Annotated in this window: 13 protein-coding genes and 3 pseudogenes; 4 read left to right on the top strand and 12 right to left on the bottom strand. The window is 57.0% G+C overall.

Translation table 11 applies throughout. The annotated features are described in order from the left end of the window. The 6 genes and pseudogenes from NKI50_RS29145 to NKI50_RS29120 form a co-directional block, all read right to left on the bottom strand. A pseudogene (locus NKI50_RS29145) lies at window positions 1–169 on the bottom strand (amidohydrolase); the annotation flags it as partial. Window positions 170–1,055: 886 nt separating this feature from the next. Continuing rightward, a complete protein-coding gene (locus NKI50_RS29140) occupies window positions 1,056–2,708 on the bottom strand; it encodes an ABC transporter ATP-binding protein (RefSeq protein WP_502900400.1) in 1,653 nt (550 codons plus the stop codon). A gap of 22 nt (window positions 2,709–2,730) precedes the next feature. Beyond that, on the bottom strand, window positions 2,731–3,612 hold the full coding sequence (locus NKI50_RS29135) for an ABC transporter permease (protein WP_502900399.1): 882 nt from the start codon (window positions 3,610–3,612) through the stop codon (window positions 2,731–2,733). An 11-nt stretch (window positions 3,613–3,623) separates the two neighbouring features. Continuing rightward, a complete protein-coding gene (locus NKI50_RS29130; protein WP_502900398.1) occupies window positions 3,624–4,592 on the bottom strand; it encodes an ABC transporter permease in 969 nt (322 codons plus the stop codon). Between the two features lie 153 nt (window positions 4,593–4,745). Further along, window positions 4,746–6,317: an ABC transporter substrate-binding protein gene (locus tag NKI50_RS29125; protein WP_352718436.1), complete on the bottom strand. Its 1,572-nt coding sequence runs from the start codon at window positions 6,315–6,317 to the stop codon at window positions 4,746–4,748. Window positions 6,318–6,792: 475 nt separating this feature from the next. Beyond that, window positions 6,793–7,776, bottom strand: a complete 984-nt coding sequence (locus tag NKI50_RS29120; protein ID WP_352718433.1) for a LysR family transcriptional regulator — start codon at window positions 7,774–7,776, stop codon at window positions 6,793–6,795. 457 nt (window positions 7,777–8,233) lie between these two features. Between NKI50_RS29120 and NKI50_RS29115 the strand changes: the two genes are divergently transcribed. From NKI50_RS29115 to panC, 4 genes and pseudogenes are all read left to right on the top strand, one after another. Beyond that, complete coding sequence (locus NKI50_RS29115) at window positions 8,234–9,100, top strand: carbon-nitrogen hydrolase family protein (protein WP_352718431.1); 867 nt, start codon at window positions 8,234–8,236, stop codon at window positions 9,098–9,100. 258 nt (window positions 9,101–9,358) lie between these two features. Further along, on the top strand, window positions 9,359–10,099 hold the full coding sequence (locus NKI50_RS29110; protein WP_352718429.1) for an aspartate/glutamate racemase family protein: 741 nt from the start codon (window positions 9,359–9,361) through the stop codon (window positions 10,097–10,099). Window positions 10,100–10,334: 235 nt separating this feature from the next. Further along, a pseudogene (locus tag NKI50_RS29105) lies at window positions 10,335–10,756 on the top strand (3-methyl-2-oxobutanoate hydroxymethyltransferase); the annotation flags it as partial. Further along, entirely contained in the window at window positions 10,753–11,643 is an 891-nt protein-coding gene (panC, locus tag NKI50_RS29100; RefSeq protein ID WP_352718427.1) for a pantoate--beta-alanine ligase, read from the top strand. The pseudogene NKI50_RS29105 and the gene panC, both read left to right, overlap by 4 nt. 121 nt (window positions 11,644–11,764) lie before the next feature. Here panC and gltA read toward each other — a convergent pair whose 3' ends face one another. From gltA to NKI50_RS29070, 6 genes and pseudogenes are all read right to left on the bottom strand, one after another. Next, window positions 11,765–13,039: a citrate synthase gene (gltA, locus tag NKI50_RS29095; protein ID WP_502900395.1), complete on the bottom strand. Its 1,275-nt coding sequence runs from the start codon at window positions 13,037–13,039 to the stop codon at window positions 11,765–11,767. A 143-nt stretch (window positions 13,040–13,182) separates the two neighbouring features. Beyond that, the gene (locus tag NKI50_RS29090; RefSeq protein WP_352718424.1) at window positions 13,183–13,365 is read right to left on the bottom strand and encodes a hypothetical protein; all 183 of its coding nucleotides are present in this window, start codon (window positions 13,363–13,365) and stop codon (window positions 13,183–13,185) included. Between the two features lie 66 nt (window positions 13,366–13,431). After that, window positions 13,432–15,024, bottom strand: coding sequence for an isocitrate lyase (locus NKI50_RS29085; RefSeq protein ID WP_352718421.1), 1,593 nt, complete (start codon window positions 15,022–15,024; stop codon window positions 13,432–13,434). A 237-nt stretch (window positions 15,025–15,261) separates the two neighbouring features. After that, window positions 15,262–16,473 carry an NAD(P)/FAD-dependent oxidoreductase gene (locus NKI50_RS29080; protein ID WP_352718418.1) on the bottom strand — a complete coding sequence of 404 codons (1,212 nt, stop codon included), beginning with the start codon at window positions 16,471–16,473 and terminating at the stop codon, window positions 15,262–15,264. Between the two features lie 212 nt (window positions 16,474–16,685). Then, window positions 16,686–16,860: pseudogene (locus NKI50_RS29075) on the bottom strand (IS6 family transposase); the annotation flags it as partial. A gap of 458 nt (window positions 16,861–17,318) precedes the next feature. Beyond that, the gene (locus tag NKI50_RS29070) at window positions 17,319–18,710 is read right to left on the bottom strand and encodes a CapA family protein (protein WP_352718415.1); all 1,392 of its coding nucleotides are present in this window, start codon (window positions 18,708–18,710) and stop codon (window positions 17,319–17,321) included. Between the last annotated feature and the right edge of the window lie 4 nt (window positions 18,711–18,714).

Raw genomic sequence — 18,714 nt, 5'->3', positions numbered from 1 at the left:
CAGCTATCCCCGTTTCGATGTGATTGATACCGAAGGATGCCAGTTTCTCGGTCACGAACTTCGCTGTGTTGTGTTCCTGAAAGTCGAGTTCTGGATTTTCATGGAGATAGCGGCGCCACTCGGTAGCCTCGCGCTGCAGATCCCCGCCGAAAGCTTCAACGCTTCTCATGTTGCATTAGCCCTTTTAGACACATTTCGCTGAGCCGCCTCGATGTCCTTGTCCAACAGCGATCTGGTGGGAAAGGACAGCGGGATGAATTGAACCCCTGCTCAACGCGGGATCACGATCAAACGTCAATTCTTCACTTCGTTCAATCGCTGTAGAATTCTTGATCCGACTTGACGATGATGACACACGAGAAAGCGAGATTTGCGCCAATCTGCCTCTGCTGTTGCAACATGGATGCCACGATGCGGCGCGGTGTGAAATGTAGGCTGCGGACAGCGGCAGCGACCACCGAACCGTGATCCAACGGAAAAGCCGAGCCAGGCTCTCCATCGATGCCCCCATAGACGCGCGCCAGATGCTACTACCCGCGCCAACGCCAACCGAAACAGAAGCCAGACAGAGTGTTCTCGTTGTCAGGGTCGTCGCGCTGCCAACGATAGATCGGCATGGAGCGGACGCGCTCTGTCCTGCAGCAGAGCAGCAGCGGCAGCGATCGCGATCCGCTTGCAAGCCGGCGATAATCTCTTCACGGTGACGTGCCGCGTGCGAGGACCTGCCGTGGAACCCATGGAGGCGACTTCGCCTGTGGCGCGACAATTCTGATGAGACGAATCTCATCCTGATCGCCGCGCCGCAGTAATCGGCCGAATGACTTGGCATATGCTTGCGGCCGACGGGTCGACTTCGCCGAAGAAGCGGACCTCTCTCCGCCCGCCCGCATACGCAATCGCGAGTGCGCTCCTCAGCTTCGCGACATCGATTCCAACGGCGACCTACCGACGTGCTAGACCAGGATGGTCAACGGCCATTGCAACAGCCCGATTGACGACCTCCTGCTTGGTCCCACAGTACGAAGCCAAACCTCACGCCTGTGGTCTGAAGCCGCTTACTTTCCAAACCGTGCCGGCATGATCAGGCCGGCACGATTCTGGATCACGCTATCTAGCCATTCTGGATCCATCTGCGGCACCGAACTCATCAACAGTTGCGTATAGTCGTCCAACGGCGGCGAGAGAACGGTATTCTTCTCTCCGACTCTAACCACTCGACCACGGTGCATGACAGCGACTTCGTCCGCAATCGCATTCACGGTGGCGAGATCATGCGTAATGAAGAGATACGAGATCGACAGCTCCTTCTGGAGTGACATCAACAGCTTCAGGATGCCCTCTTGGACCACTTGATCGAGGGACGAAGTCACTTCATCGCAGACGATCAAGTCGGGATTGGCCGCCAACGCGCGAGCGATGGAGATGCGCTGCTTCTGCCCGCCGGAGAGCTCCGAAGGGTAGCGATCGATATACGCTCCGCTCAACTCGATCATGTCGAGCAGCTCGTTCGCACGCTGATTGGCGGCTGACCCCTTCAGTCCGCAGTAGAGTCGCAGCGGACGCGAGAGCAGCTTACGAACTGTATGGCTGGGGTTGAGTGAGGTGTCGGCGGATTGGTAGACCAGCTGGATACGACGCAGGACATCGGCATTACGCGCTCCTCGCAAAGGTGGCAGCCGAGTGCCATCAAACACTACCTCGCCTTGCTGTACTTCCATCAAACCGCAGACTACCCGAGCCAGGGTTGACTTGCCTGAACCGGACTCGCCGACTACCGCAACAGTGTGGCCGCGCGGTACCGTAAGGCTGACGTCCTCCAGTACCCGGAGCTGACCGTAGGCCGCGTTGATATGCCGGATATCGAGTATCGGGGGAGCCGCGCTGGCAGGCGGCTTTTCAAGAGAGCGGACCGCCCAGAGGGTCCTCGTATAGGGATGCTCGGGCGCCGCCAGCATGCGTCGCGTCTCGGCCTCCTCAACCTTCACACCATCCTTCAGGACCACGATGCGGTGGGCCATTTGCGAGACAAGGGCCAAGTCGTGGCTAATGTATATGGCCGCTGTTCCGAACTTTTGGACGACATTGCGAATGGCGGTAAGAACCTCTACCTGCGTTGTCACATCCAGGGCTGTGGTCGGCTCGTCGAAGATGATGAGGTCCGGCCGGCAGTTCATTGCCATCGCGGTCATTAGGCGCTGCAACTGACCACCTGAGACTTGGTGAGGGTATCGTTCGCCGATACGAGTGGGGTCCGGGAGGGCAAGCCCACAGAACAAGGTTATCGCTTTTTCAACGGCTCGCTTACGCGGTTCGGTCTTGTGAATCTCCGCACTTTCGACCACCTGGTCGATCAGCGTGTGCGCGGGGTTGAAGGATGCGGCGGCGCTTTGCGCGACATAGGCAATGCGTGCGCCGCGTAGGTCACGTTTTACCGATTCTGGGCTGTTGCGGAGGTCGATACCGTCGAAAGTGATGCTTCCATCAACGAGGATGCAGCCTTCTTTCACTATGCCCAGTGCTGCCAATCCAAGGGTCGATTTTCCGGCACCGGACTCACCAATCAGCCCGACAACCTCCCCCCGATTAACGTCAAGGTCAATGCCACGCAGCATTGGAACAACGGTATCGTCGACGAGGCCATTGATGACGAGATTGCGTATGGTGAGCAGCGCGGGACGGCGTTCAGTTCCATCCGGTGAAAATTCCATCTGCACGGTTGTGGTAATCCACTCAGCCATTGGAAGCACCACGGATCTGCAAGTACCAATCGACGATGAAGTTGATAGCTACGGTGATCACAGCGATGGCCGTCGCAGGAACCAGCGGCGTGAGGTCGCCGAAGGTAATAAGGCTCGCGTTCTCACGCACCATGGAGCCCCAGTCCGCCATCGGCGGCGGAACGCCAAGGCCCAGGAATGACAGCGAAGAGATCGTCAGGAAAACAAAACAGAAGCGCAACCCGAATTCCGCCACCAAGATAGGTCGAATGTTGGGCAATATCTCATGAGCGATGAGCCATAGCAGGCTCTCTCCCCGCAGCTGTGCGGCCTCTACGTAGTCTGTCACCGCCACGTTCATGGCCAGTGCGCGGGCGAGCCGAAAAACTCGGGTTGAATCGAGAACTGCAATGATAATGATCAGATTCTGGATCGATGTTCCGAAAATGGACAGCAGCATCAGCGCGAAGATCAGCTGCGGAATCGCCATGAAGACATCAATCACGCGTGCGACGACTTGATCCACCCATCCGCGGAATAGTGCGGCAATGATGCCCAGCGTGCCGCCCAACAAAAAGGCGATAGTGGTTGTCACCACGGCGATACCAATGGAATTACGCGCGCCGTAGATCAGCCGGCTGAGGACGTCCCGGCCGAGCTGATCCGTTCCAAGCAGATTCACGCTGTTCCAAGGCGCGAATGGCTCGGGAGAGACCAATTCGGATTCGCCGAAAGGAGCAATCAGGCCCGCAAAAAGAACGGCGAAAAGGTAGACCGCGACGATGGCGAAGCAGAGCTTGACGTTGAGCGGCGCTCTTCGAAGCGCATAGCTCAACCTGCTGCGCCGGCCGGGGGTGGGCTCAGCGAGCGAAGAGCGTTCGATTGTGTTGGGCATCTCCACCGTCGTCACCTCGGGTGAAGCAGTTTGGGGTTAGTCGAAATTGCGATTATGTCCGCAAGGAGATTTAGGAGAATATAGGCGCTCGCAAATATCAGTGCGCATGCTTGTACCACCGGTATGTCACGAGAGCGCACTGCATCCACCATTGTGTGGCCTATCCCGGGATAGACAAAGACCGTCTCCACCACCACGACCCCCACTACTAGATAAGCCAGGTTCACGGCAACGACATTAGCAATGGGTGCCCAAGCATTGGGCAAGGCGTGGCGCAGGATGACTCGTGCTGGGGAAGCACCCTTGCATTTTGCCATGTGGATATAGGGCTTGGATAACACGCCGATAATCGCCGACCTGGTCATGCGCATTATATGGGCAACAATCCCGATCGTCAGGGTGGAAACCGGCAGGATCATAAGCCGGACCCACTCGACGAAGCTCATACCGTCGCTGACATTGGATAGTGTCGGCAGCCAGCGCAGTCTTACGGCCAGGAAAATGAGCAGGATATACGCTATAAAGAATTCTGGAACTGAGATCGTGGTTAGCGAAACCCCATTCACGAGGCGGTCGAAGGTGGTGCCTCGATAAAGTGCGGAAAGGACGCCGAGGGCGATCGAAAGTGGAACTGCAATGAGCGCCGTCACGCCGGCCAGCAGCAAAGTATTGCGGAGGCCCGAAGAAACGATGTCGGCGACGAACCGAGGCTCACTTGGATTGGACGATAAAGATTCGCCAAGATCACCATGAAGGAAGCCGCCGACCCATTTAAAATAACGAGTCGCGGCGGGCTGATCTAAGCCGAGGTGAGACTCAAAAGCCGCAACTGTTTCCGGGGTGGCGGACTGACCCAAGATCGCGGTGGCAAAGTTGCCTGGAAGCATGCTGACGGTCGAAAAGATGATCACCGAGACAGCTGCTAGCGTCAAACTGCCAAGGAACAGCCGAGAAATGATCATTCGGGCAAGAGGCGACATCATATAGTAAATACCAGGTTGGGAAGGGGTCCTCGGCACACAACTAAAGCAGCGAGCCTCAAGATGGATGCTTGGCGCAATCGTATCATCAACTCACCCTATTATTTGGCGAGCGCCTGAAGCCTCAGGCGCTCGAGGGCAGTTCGATTTGAACTATGCGTTCAGCCACCAACGCTCAGAGGCCTTCCCGTTGTCCATCGGGAACACACCGCCGATGGTATCGAAACCAACCCGCTTGGAAACGCCACTGATGTAGTTCAGGAACGCAACTACGATCGCGCCGCCTTCGTCGTGAAGGATCTGCTGCATTTCCGCAAATTCAGAGGAGCGCTTGGCTTGGTCGGTTTCGGCGCGGGCTGCGGCCAGGCGCTCGTCGAACCGCTTGTTGCTGAACTTTGTCGCATTCCAGGCAGCGCCTGACTCATAGAATTGAGTGAAGAGCCAGTCGGCAGTTGCCCGACCGAAATACTCTACCGAAACGAAGGGCTTCTTCAACCACACTTTATCATAGTAGCCGTCGTCGCTCTCACGGATCAAATTGATTTCGATGCCAGCCTTCGCAGCTTGCTCCTTGAACAGAGTACCGGCCTCAATGGACCCAAAGAAACTATTCTCCGCTACCGACAAATCGACTTTTAATTTCTCGTACCCAGCCTTCTTCAGATATTCCTTTGCTTTCGCTATATCGTACTTGTGTTGCGGCTGGGGATCGATCGCGAACGGCATCGACGGGCTCAGCGGGTTATCGTTGCCGACTTGGGCCGTGCCGAAATATACCTTTTGTAAGATCTCCTCGCGATTAATCGCGTGCTTCAGAGCCAAGCGAACATCATTATTGTTAAATGGCTCTACCTGTGTGTTCATATCGAACGAATTGTGAACCGCACTGCGAACCATCTGAACCGCGATGTCCGGGTTGCGCTTTAACAAGTTGATGGTCTTGGTATCGACCTGTTCCATATACTGGACCACGTCGGTGACAAGTGCATTGGTGCGGGCAACTGCGTCCCTGATGACGATAAACTCAACTTCGTCGAAATATGGCTTTCCGTCCTTGTGGTAGTTTGGATTTCGTTTCAGCTTGGCGCTCACACCAGGATCAAAGTGCTCAAGTACGAATGGACCAGTCCCGATCTTTGCAGCCCAGTCCAAACCTCCCTCTGCCTTGGCCGGCATAATTGCCAGGTGCCAGTCGGCGAGAAGGTAAGCGAAGTCGGCGACGCCGCTGTTCAACTTGACGACGACAGTGTCCTTGCCGTCCGCCTCGATCGATCCAACCTGTTCCAGCACGGCCTTCGCGGCGGACTGGCTATCCTTGCCCATATGGTGTCGCATAGATTCAATAATGTCCGCAGGGGTGACATCCTTGCCATTGTGAAAAGTCGCACCCTTGCGCAGCTTGAAGACCCATTTGGTAGCACCCTCGGAAGGTTCAAAGCTTTCGACCAAATCGGGCACGACGGCGCCGTCGGGGAGAATCTCAGTCAGATTATTGCACATCGATCCGCCGAGCGCTGAAACTGTGAAACTACTTGGCCAGGTCGCGGGATCGAGTGTGTCGGTCTGGGATCCATTGGACATGCCGAACTTCATAAAGCCTCCCTTCGTCGGTTCGGCCGCATTGGCAATCCCGGGTTTCGGCAGGACAAAACTGATGCCAGCGGCCCCAGCCAAGGCAGCCGCGCCGCTGAGGAATTCGCGGCGAGAAGCATGGAAACGGCCCATTCCTTTGTTCCTCACAGACATGTTGGTACCTCCCTTTGTGACACCTGGTTGATGTCTTTAATGCTTTTCGACCTGTCGCCCCCGAGAAGCGCGCTGGCATTCCCATTTTTCGCAGGTTCGTCCGAGGATTGTCACACGTCCAGTATTTTTTGGGCATGGATCAATCGCGAATGAGCAATAATGTCGCTCTTTGGGAACTTACGGTTGCCGCAAGGATGGCTCTGTGGGCTCCGCGGACGGCCCCCGCCAGAACGACACGCCATGTTCGGCAAAATCGCGGCGCGTCACCGCAAAGCCGCTATTGATCGGCACTTAACCAGGGCGCCGCCAGGCTCAGAAACAGGTCAGGAAGTCGTGCACAAAAGGGACAGCACCTCAGCCGTGGTGCGTTGTAGTGTCCGGTCAGAGACAGTGTCTCCAAGACGGCGATTTTCCGTCTTGACGCGTAGCTTGAGCCCCTGTCCGACCTAAGCCTTCAAACAGGGGAACTGGCGCCTAAACTGCTCCGCCGAAGTTGGGTCGGACCATCATCCACCCATCTTGTTCCGTTCGGAATTGGGAACCCATGCTTCGCGCCTTGTCGTAACATGTCCATGAAAATCTCTGCGGCTGGAGGACGCGTTGTCTGCGGATCGTACACAAGGTAGATTTCGCGTTCGACTACAGGACCGACCAATTTTTTTTGGGTGAATTCGCCAAACTGCATCATGGGCAAGACAAGGCTTGGCACCACGGAAACGCCTATATCGGCGGAAACGAGGCCCGCAACCGTGCCAATGTCGCGAGCCTCTGTAATGGTCCCAATTTGGATTTCGGCAATTTGCAGTGCGCGATCCACCGAAGTGCGAATGCTGCTCCCAGGATCAAATGCGACGAAGTCTTCGCCAGCCAAGTCGTTCCAGTACACCATATCCATGCCCGCAAACCTATGAGATTTTGAGCAGATGCACAGCAGATCATCCGCCGCGATCTGTTCGCAAATCAGCTGTTTTTTCACCTTCGGAAAGGAAGTGATGCCAAAATCGACGTGTCCATCGGACACATATCGAACAACCTCGTTCGCGAAACCATCCTTTACCGACATTCTGACGTTAGGCCTGGTTTTCCTGAATTCGGAAATGACCGCTGGCAGTATGATGGACGCAACCGAAGAAAGTGCTCCTAAGCTCACGACTCCATCGAGTCCGCTTTGGTAGAGCTGGAACCGTGTTAACGCGCTTTCAAATTCCTCGAGCACACGCCGCGCATTCTTCAATAGCTGCTCGCCGGATGCCGTAAGGACGACCCTCCTTGTCGTACGCTCGAAAAGGCGGGTGACCAGTTCCTCCTCGATCTCCATTATCGTTCGGCTTAAGGCTGATTGAGCGATGTTCAAGGAGCGGGCCGCTGCGGTATACCCACCGAAATCCGCGATCGCGACGAACGCCCGCAAATGCCTGAGGGTGATATTGTTGCTCATTCGCGATCAATCTATGCCAAAGAAATGTTGGACGCAACGCTGCGGGAGAGGCCAAGCATTCCGATCATCAGGACAAGCCCACCTGCGGATCCGACGCGAGAAATTCGATGCATTCGGGAGAGGCGTCGGGATAAGGAGAACTGCATGAGCCTCCTGTTTCAGGAAATGTCAAATTCGATCGCTTTGGCTTGATCTCGATGGTGCTGCTAACAAGGCCAATGAGAAATCGACGTTATGCGACTATGCGCGATGTGCCGCATGGCTATGCCGAGGTCGTGGGAGATTCTCGCGGCATCGGTGCATCTATTCTATGTGGCCCTACCATCTGCGCGCGCCGAAACGCTGGGTTTAGCGAAGTGATCGACTGGATCGTCGCACAGCCTGGTCGACAGGCCGAATGGTCGGCTACGGCCGCTCCTACACCGCCAACGCGGCGGACAGGGCGTAACAAACGGATATGCAGAAGATGATTGCGCAAAGCCCCAAGCCGGAACTTCGGCTGCTCGCCTACCAGATTTTCATCCCGCCAACCCGCAATCCCACTGAGCGCGACAGGCATCTGGCACGTGCCGCCGCAATGGTCTCGAACCGGCTGTCGCGCGAACCGGAGCCCATCGATCTCGTTGTCCTCCCCGAACTATCGAGCATCGAATACTCTCGCGAAGCCTTCGAGGCCCTGCACGTTTTGGCGGAGCCGCTTGATGGGCTGAGCTTCAAGACCTGGCGCGCCGTGGCGGAACGTTTCGGCGTAACGATTGCTTATGGCCTTCCTGTCTTCACCGATGGCCTCCTCCAGATCACTCAGGTGGTCGTTGGCCCGGACGGAGAACGTCGCGGCGCCTATGCAAAGCTCCACACTGCCCAGTTCGGTGCCTCTATGGAAAAGGAATTCTTCAGCAGCGGCGACCATATTTTCGTCTTTGACGTTGCCGGGTTTCGCGTTGCGCCGATCATTTGCTACGATATTCGAATACCGGAACTGAGCCGCACGCTGTGCGTCGACCATGGCGTAGACCTACTACTCCACTGCGGCGCCTATGCGCGGGATCTAACCTACTTTAGCTGGCACCATTTCGTGATAACGCGCGCGCTCGAAAACCAGGTTTATGTGTTGAGCGTCAACCGGGCCGGCCAGGATTTTGGGGGTTCGATATTCTGCCCACCCTGGATCGACCAAACCCAGTCACCGCATCACTTCGGTGACGGCGAAGTCATCGAGACATTGACAGTGACCCGGTCCGCGATCGAGGCGGCGCGCCGGACCTACCCCTTCCTCGCCGACCGGTTGGCCGACTATTCCAACCTTCCTTTTCAGCTTGGATAACCGACCCATTCACCGGCATTGTGGCTTCCGTTCGCGCATCTGGCTCGCAATGCGTCGCATATGTCTCCCTTACCTCGCAGTATTTGCAGCATGCATTTCAGCAGCCGGCGCAGTTTGGTGAACACGCTCCGCTTCCCAAGTGTATTACCATTCCAAAATGTCGTCTACCGTAGCCCTCCGATCGGGAGATGCGTAAGATCCGCGGCAACCGAGCGTGGCGCCGCTCGCCCCCTCGACCAACTCAACAGTGAGCGTTAAATGAAGCATATCGGGATTGTCGCGCATAGCGCTGAAGGATCTTCTCTCTGCTATCTAGAGATTTGCCACGAAGGCTCGTCAGAACTGGGGGACCATATGCATCCCGAGATTACAATGAGCATGATCCCCATGGGAGCTAGCTTGGCGGATTGGGAGCTTGAAAGTCTACAGCCGATCCGCGCGAGACTGCTGTTGTCGGCAGAACGCCTCAAGGCGGCAGGCTGTGATTTTTTCGTATGCCCGGACAACACCGCTCACCTAGCCCTTGAGTCGGCCGGCCCAGAATTGCCGCTACCTGGACTTCATATCGCCGATGTGGTCGTCTCGGAGGCAGTGCGGAAAGGTTATTTGAAGCTCGGTATCTTAGGCACAAAATGGACAATGTCTAAGTCGATGTACTACGAGGCTGCTCGGCGTAGAAATATCGCAGCCGTTGCGCCTAATCATGAAGATAGCCATTACATTCATCATACAATATTCTCTGAGCTATGCAATGGCGTAGTAAAAGAAACAACGAGGCAGAAATACTTTGATATTATTGGCAGATTAAAGAAGGACGGTTGCAATGCCGTTGTGCTCGGCTGCACGGAGATTCCGTTGCTTATTTCAGCCGAGCAATCGCCTCTGCCAATTTTGGACTCGACCCGCCTACTGGCTCAATACGCGTTAAAGGTGGCATTAGATCAGAAGCATATTCCAAATTGGCGAGCGGGTCATGTCAAAAACGCTGTTGATCAATGAGCCATTGCCAGCACGTGGTTCAGGCTACGGCCTTGAGCGGTTAAGTAGGCCATAGCAGCAGATCATCGATCTGGCTTTGTTGGTAGCCGGCGACGATGCGGGTGATTAACGTCGGCGAGGTATACGATTAATGGATTCAGCCTGCCAGTCGCCGGCCACAAAGACAATCATGCCGGCCATATGACGACGGCGCAGATCGACAACCTGCACACCGCACACGGCGTGCGGGTAATGGCATGTTGGCCTGACTCTGCAGGCAGTGAATGCGTTCGGAGGCTATCGCGTCCAGGGCAGGGGCGAGGACGCCTACGCATCCGGTGCGATGCCCGTACGGTGGCCGAGGCCGGAGCATTCGCGGTGGTGCTGGAGAAGGCCCCGGAGGCACTCGCCCGCCGGATCACAGCAAAGGTAGCTATCCCGACCATCGGTATCGGCGCCTCGGCGGCCTGTGACGGGCAGATTCTCGTCGTCGACGACATGTTGGGCATCTTCGGCGACTTCCGGCCCAAATTCGTCAAGCGCTATGCCGAACTCGGTGAGATCGCCGAGGCGGCGATCGCGGCTTACGCGCAGGACGTGCGCGACCGCAGCTTTCCAGCGGCCGAGCATGTTTTCGGCGATGCGCCAAGGACGGTCAATGGTGGAGAAGCAGCATGAGCGTTCCGATCGCACGAACCGTCGCCGAGTTGCGCACGGCTGTCGCGGCTTGGAGTCAGAATGGCCTGAAGGTCGCCGTCGTGCCGACCATGGGTGCTCTGCATGAAGGCCATCTGAGCCTGGTGCGTGCGGCACTCGGCAAGGCCGACCGGGTTATCGTGACGCTCTTCGTCAACCCGAAACAGTTCAACAGCGCGGCCGATCTCACCGCCTATCCGCGCACTGAGCATGACGATGCCGCGAGGCTGGCGCCGCTCGGCGCTCATCTGCTCTACGCGCCAGATGCGGCGGACGTCTATCCGGAAGGTTTCGCCACCACGGTCTCGGTACGTGGAGTGAGCGAGGGCCTGTGCGGCGCGTTCCGTCCCGGCCATTTCGACGGCGTGGCTACCGTCGTCGCCAAGCTCTTTCTACAGACGCGTGCTGATCTCGCCTTCTTCGGTGAGAAGGACTTCCAGCAACTGCACGTCGTTCGTCGGCTTGTGCGCGATCTGGACATTCCAATCGAGATTGTAGCCTGTCCAACGGTACGTGAAGCCGACGGCCTGGCGATGCCGTCGCGCAATGTCAGGCTCTCGGCCGAACAGCGCTTGACTGCGCCAAAGCTCGCGAAAATCCTGTCCATCTCGGCCGAGCGGCTGTCGGCGGGAGCGCCGGCGGAGCTTGTGCTTGCCGAGGCCAGGCAAGCGATCCTCGCTGCCGGTTACGACGCCGTCGAATATCTCGAGCTGCGAGCAGACCAGGACCTGTCGCCGCTTTCCGCCGCGGACCGACCGGCCCGCCTGATCGTCGCCGCCTGGCTGGGCGGGACGCGGCTCATCGATAACGTCGGAGTTCTGCCTGCCCAGCGCAAAGGCGAGGTGCTCGCGGCAGCCAATGCCGCATGATCAATCTTTCATAACCTAGGTTTGCCCGTAGCCGATTGGGACAATTGTGTGATCTCGTGACCACTTTGAGGCAAATGCCACCTCATCACTGAAGTGACCGGGCTTTCTACGCTGATTCCAATCAGCGCTGGGAGATCGGAACGTGTTCACGCTTGGCTTCGCCCGTGTAAAGTTGACGCGGACGACCGATGCGCTGATCCGGGTCCTGGATCATCTCGTTCCACTGAGCGATCCAGCCGACCGTGCGAGCGAGCGCGAAGAGAACGGTGAACATGGTGGCGGGGAAGCCCAGCGCACGCAGTGTTATGCCCGAATAGAAGTCAACGTTCGGATAGAGCTTTTTTTCAATGAAGTATTTGTCAGACAGCGCGATCTTCTCCAATTCCAGCGCAACCTTCATCAGTGGATCGTCCGAATGGCCGGCGGCGTCCAGCACTTCGTACATGGTTTTCTGCATGATCTTCGCGCGCGGGTCATAGTTTTTGTAAACGCGATGGCCGAAGCCCATCAGGCGAAACGGATCGTTCTTGTCCTTGGCGCGTGCGACGTATTCGGGAATGCGGTCGACCGTGCCGATTTCAGCAAGCATGTTGAGCGCGGCTTCGTTGGCCCCGCCATGGGCTGGCCCCCAGAGGCAGGCTATGCCTGCGGCGATGCAGGCGAATGGGTTGGCGCCCGACGAGCCGGCGAGGCGGACCGTTGAGGTGGAGGCGTTCTGCTCGTGGTCTGCATGCAGAATGAGGATGCGATCCATGGCGCGGGCCAGGACCGGATTGACGACATATTCCTCGCACGGCACGGCGAAGCACATACGCAGGAAGTTCGAAGCGTAGTCGAGATCGTTCTGCGGATAGATGAACGGCTGGCCGACATGGTACTTGTAGGCCATCGCCGCGATGGTCGGCATCTTGGCGACCATGCGCAGCGAGGCGATCATTCGCTGGTGTGGATCTGTGATGTCTGTCGAGTCGTGATAGAAGGCCGAAAGCGCGCCAACCGTGCCTACCATGACCGCCATCGGGTGGGCGTCTCGGCGGTAGCCAGTGAAAAAGCGGCTCATCTGCTCATGCACCATAGTGTGGCGCGTCAACCGATCTCCAAAGTCTGACTTCTGCGCCTTGGTTGGCAGTTCACCGTAGAGCAGCAAGTAACAGACTTCGAGGAAGTCGGCGTGTTCGGCCAGCTGCTCGATCGGGTAGCCGCGGTGCAGCAGCACGCCCTCATCGCCGTCGATATAGGTGATCTTTGACTCGCACGACGCCGTGGATGTGAAGCCCGGGTCGTAGGTGAACATCTTCGTCTGCTTGTAAAGCGAACCAATGTCGACAACATCCGGACCAATCGTGCCCGATCGAACCTTCAGTTCAACGGTTTGACCGTCGACTGCAACAAGCACATTCTTCTCACACATGGCTTTCCCCAGAAGCCCGGAAGGCCTAAATGTGCAGCTCCCGGAGGAATTGATCGGTGTTGGCCGCAAGGGAGACCTCGGCACTCCGAGGTGTCCGTGGCGCAATAAGCAGGTGCGGAATTCCCGCCCTACGATATGCGGCCGAGCCGATGGTAAAGATTCGAGTATTTCATCGCTTCCGGCTGGTCCCTCACCACTTGTAAGTAGTGGGCGACAGCGACCCGAATGAGATCGAAATCCTCTTGCGAGAAGACAGCACGCGATCGCTCGGGTTGGGTCGCTTTCTTTTTCTCGGCTTCGTTTTTTGACATGTCTTCCTCCAGTGCCGCAGGGGAGCGCCTGCCGCTCCCCGCTTGCCTCTGTGAGCTTGCCTGAAATCAGGCGGCGAATTGGTTCATAGTGTTGTGGGCTCCTCCAGCCTTCAGCGCAGCCTCCCCCGCGAAATAGTCCTTGTGATCGTCCCCAATGTCAGAGCCAGCCATGTTCTGGTGTTTCACGCAGGCGATGCCCTGGCGGATTTCCTTGCGCTGGACGTTCGCGACATAGCCGAGCATGCCCTGTTCGCCGAAGTATTCTTTGGCGAGATTGTCGGTCGAGAGCGCGGCTGTGTGATAGGTCGGCAAGGTGATCAGGTGATGGAATATACCGGCGCGTAGCGAAGCGTCGCGTTGGAAGGTTCTGATTTTCTCGTCGGCTTCGCGGGCCAAATCGCTGTCATCATATTGGTCGCTCATCAGTTTCGACCTATCGAACGCAGAGACGTCCTTTCCTTCCCGCTGCCACGTATCAAAAACCTGCTGTCGGAAGTTTAAGGTCCAGTTGAAGGAGGGGGAATTGTTGTAGACCAGCTTCGCGCTCGGAATTACTTCCCGGATTCGGTCCATCATGCCGGCGATCTGTTCAATATGCGGCTTCTCGGTCTCGATCCACAGCAGGTCGGCGCCATTATTGAGTGCATTGATGCAATCGAGAATGCAGCGATCCGTGCCAGTGCCTTCGCGGAACTGGAAGAGGTTGGAGCGCAGCCGCTTGGGTCGTAAGACCTTTGAACCTCGCGTAATCAGAACGTCTCCGTTGGAGATTGGCTGACCGGTGACATCCTCGCAGTCCAGGAATGAATTGTACTGGTCGCCGATGTCGCCTTCGCTGGCGCTGAAAGCGATCTGTTTCGTGAGGCCAGCGCCGAGTGAATCGGTGCGGGCGACGACAATGCCATTGTCGACACCGAGCTCAAGAAAAGCGTAGCGGCAAGCGCGGAGCTTGGCGACGAATTCCTCGTGGGGAATGGTTACCTTTCCGTCCTGGTGACCGCACTGCTTTTCGTCCGAGACCTGGTTTTCGATCTGCAGCGCGCAAGCGCCGGCTTCGATCATCTTTTTCGCCAGCAAGTACGTCGCCTCGGGATTTCCAAATCCCGCGTCAATATCCGCGATGATCGGGATGATATGCGTCTGATGGTTGTCGACCGCCTGAATCAGCTGCTGCTCTCGGGATCGGCTGCCCTCGGCTCGGGCCTTGTCGATCTCCCTGAACAGCGTGCCGAGTTCTCGCGCGTCGGCCTGGCGCAGAAACGTGTAGAGCTCCTCGACGAGGGCCGGCACACTCAATTTCTCGTGCATGGACTGGTCAGGTAGAGGCCCGAACTGCGACCGAAGCGCCGCGACCATCCAACCGGAAAGATACAGGTAACGTCGTTCTGTCGTCCCGAAGTGCTTCTTCAGCGAGATGACTTTCTGCTGGGCAATAAAGCCATGCCAGCAGCCCAGGGACTGCGTGTATTTGCTCGGATCGTTGTCGTAGGTCGCCATATCGCGGCGCATGATCGAAGCCGTATAGCTCGCAATATCCAAGCCGGTTTTGAACCGATTCTGGATGCGCATGCGTGCGACAGCCTCAGCGGCCAGCCCGGTCCACGCGGGTTTCGTCGCGATCAGGGTTTTGGCTTCTTCGAGATAGGCTGCATACGACATGAAATGCTCCAGGAACTTCGATTGTGGCGTGAAGTGCAATAACCATCTCCGCAGCACCTCTAAAGGCGCAGCGGTGTCATGCTGTCAAACTTTACGAAACAAAGATGTAATGTTGTAATCGAGGCATGGAGAAGCATGGCGTCTACCTCGGCCCTCGTCTCAGGCGATTGCGAAACTCCAACGTCTCGCTCAATGAACAACCCCATGATGAATTCCAAGCCCCTTCAGATTGGCGGATCAATCTACGCGCTGGGACGGGTCTACCGAATGTTGCGAGACCTGGCGCTGAAGCCAAGCGGTGTCGGCGGCCTTGCAGCCGAAGCGAGCAGGGGCGCAGTGAGATGTGTCAAAGCTCGGCTTGGCCTCTGCGACAAGCTCGGCGGTAAGCCGCCCGGCCATTGCCGACCAAGTGACGCCTTCGGAATTCATAGCCGTGCACAGGAACAGTCCTTCGACATCCGGCCAAGGCCCAATCAAGGGTGATCCATCTGGGGTGAATGATTCGGGGCCATTGATGAAGCGGCGAATGGGTGCGTCAGCCAAAACCGGGAAAATCTTCATCGCGCTTTCGAAATACGGCGCTATCTTGTCCCAGTCGGGATTGAGCAGGGTGAAGGCAAAAGGATCGGGTAGTGCAGCTGCATCAATCGTCTTGGCGTCCTCATCGAAGAAACCGACGAGCATGCCGCCCGCCTCCTCGCGACCGTACATCCGGCGCTCGGACATCACAAAGGATGGAGTTGATGTGGTTAATCGCGGTGTTACGTCTGCGATGACGTAGAAATGCTCGCAGGACCACTGTGGTAGGGCGATACCGCTGGTTGCCAACAGCAGACGCGACCACTGTCCACCCGCGACAACCACGGCATCTGCGGCAATGGGGCCCGTGGATGTGCTAAGACCGACAATGCGGCCGCTACGGATTTCCAGTCCGGTTGCCCGGCAATTCTCGACGATACGAACCCCGCGTTGCCGGGCGCCGCGCGCATAAGCAGCGGTAAGGTCGGCGGGATTGACGCGGCCGGAAAGAGGATTGAGCCAGAAGGCCGCAGCGGATGCGGGATCAAGCAGAGGATGCAGGCGACCGGCTTCCCCGCGCGAGAGCATGCGCCCGGCAATGCCTCGTATTGTGGCTTCGTGATTGTACGATTCATACTTGCGTACGGCATCGGCGTCTTGAGCGAGATGCAAGCGCCCAATCTTCAGCCATCCCGTGCTCTGCCCAGTTTCTCGCTCAAGTCTCTCTATTGTCTCGAAGGCGTAGAGCACACTTGAGTCATGACTCTGTACCGGGCTCCAAGTAATATTTCCTGCTGAATGCCAAGTTGTGCCGGAGCCCAGTTGCTCGCGCTCAAGCAATATGATGTCGCCCGCGCCGGCATCCGCTAGGTGCCAAGCGACGCTGCAACCGACAACTCCGCCGCCGATAATCACAATACGCCGACTCATGACTTGTTCCTAACCATTGACGTTTTGTTCGGAGAACCCGCGGAACATTAAGGTTGAGATCCCGTATAAGGACATCAAATTGCAAAGGCCCATGAAACAAATGGCCCATAATTCCGTGCTTGATCGAAGTGCGAGGGACAAAGCGGCCGTGAAAATGGTTTTTGTTGAACGGCTGAATGGGCGGGCAGAGAGGTCAGACCCGAGGCCAATCCCGCGGCAAGGATTTGGAACTGCTCGGCCAGCTTTGGATTCGGATTAAAGGCGAACGTAGCCTGTTTTGCTTACGCATCATGTGACCATTTCGACGCCGTTTAGGATGATCTCGGCTGATGCTGGTTATTCGAAGCCGAGCTTTCGACCGATGAGACGCTTGATGCGCGTCTCGTCGACATGGCACTTCCAGTTACGCTACGCTTGCGCCGGCTAAATCGGTCTAGCCGCCGATTTAGATGCGCTATAGTACGCTGGAGGTCTTGTCGGAAGCTCGTCGGCGCCATGGAGCGGGATGGCCCGCCCTGTCCCCGCCACACACGTTGACCGTCGGCATAAGCTCGCCTGTGCGACACCGACTAGCGGAAAATCGAGGAAAGCGTCGCTCTAAAGAACTTGCCTTTCCGCTTGTGGCGGCGCACCGCGCTTCAGCCTAGCTGGTTCGGATCGGAGGCGTGTCCATCGAGATTAGCGTTGTCCATTAAATTCGACCAAGCCCATCGGGAGCTTTCTTCGAGCTTCCCGACAATAAAGCTGGTTGTTCACGTCCTTACGGTGGACAACATTCACTGACGCCGTCTGGCGCAGAGTTCGGCGATCTGACCACCAAGCCGCGCGGAGTATTGCTCCCCGCGTTAGGTCGGGATTGGCAGCAGTCGGATCAATCCCACACTGTTCTCAATCTCGATTTGGGTGCCAAAGGGCTTGGAAAGCGTCTGCAACCGCTCGAGAATAGCTTTTGCTTGCGGTTCGGGGGCAAGCCGCGGCACGCCTCGGTTGGCAAATCTTTTCGTGCGTCCGAGCTCGATTGGATAGAGCCGCAATTGAGCAAGCTGATTGTCTTCATAGCGGCTGACGGCGACAATGCTCTCATAGTAGACCGCGTCGGAGATTGACACAAATCCTTCTGGCGTTGGATATCCTCTTGCCACCTCATCGACTGTGACCTCAGCGTCCGTATCGACCCGCGGATCCTTCCCGTATGTCTCGAACATGTCGGCCCCGACCGGAGTTCTGAGGTCTTCGTTGAAGAAATTGCCCAGGCCGTAAAAGATGGGCCGGCCGTTGTATATTTCGATGCCTCTAACATGATGCGGTCCGTGATTTATGTAGGCATCTGCTCCGGCGTCGATCGTCTTACGTGCGAATGTTTGTTCATAGTCCGCTGAATCGCGGCTGAATTCCCCGGGCTCATGTCCGTGGTTCGTGGCGATGCAGAAGTCTGCGAACTGCTTACCTCTACGCACGTTGCGCAGAATATTGTCAACGTCGCGCGGATTGGGTTCAAAGCTGTATCCTGCTTTCTGCCCTGCTTTGAAGACTACGCCGCCAATTACCACACGAGACGCGTCTTTTTTGGGGGGGGCATACCAAGGAAGCATCTCGCGCACCTGCCTGAGGTTTTCAAGCATCTCCGGCGTAACCACAATACTTTTAGCCAAGCGAAGAGGGTTCAGCCCCGGTCTGCCCGGCGCCTCGCCGGCCTGGTCGCAAGCACGAGCCATAGGTTCGAAGGTTGTGGCAAAAGACACCAACGCTACGCGGCCGCGAGGAGTCTCCAAAAAGCGAGCAGCCCCTGCTTGTGCTAGATTCTCGCCCGCACCGGCATGAGTGATTCCATTCTCATCAAGCGCACGGGTCGTCTCGCGCATGCCTTCTATGCCCCAGTCAAGTGTATGGTTGTTTGCGCGACTAACCATATTGAAGCCCATTGACCTCAAGTCACCTCCCAGCTCCGGGGCACTGATCAAATACGCACCGCCGTACTCAGCCTGCGGGCATCCCTTAGACGGAACGTCCAAGATGTTTGTCTCCAAGTTGCCGAACGTCACGTCAGCTCCGTGGAAGATCTTGAGAACATCGGCAAGGCCTGGGTGATAGCCCTTCGTTACGGGCCGCGCGTAAAGAAGATCACCGACTGCAGCCATGGTGAAGCCATTTTCCACATGAGTGGCAATCGAACCAACCGTATCCAAGGCATGCTCCTCTTCCTGGACTGGACGATTGGAATTAACAAGAGATTCCATATGC

Source organism: Mesorhizobium sp. M0563 (genome assembly GCF_040321065.1).
Lineage (GTDB): Bacteria > Pseudomonadota > Alphaproteobacteria > Rhizobiales > Rhizobiaceae > Mesorhizobium.
This window is presented reverse-complemented; position numbering and strand designations above follow the sequence as displayed.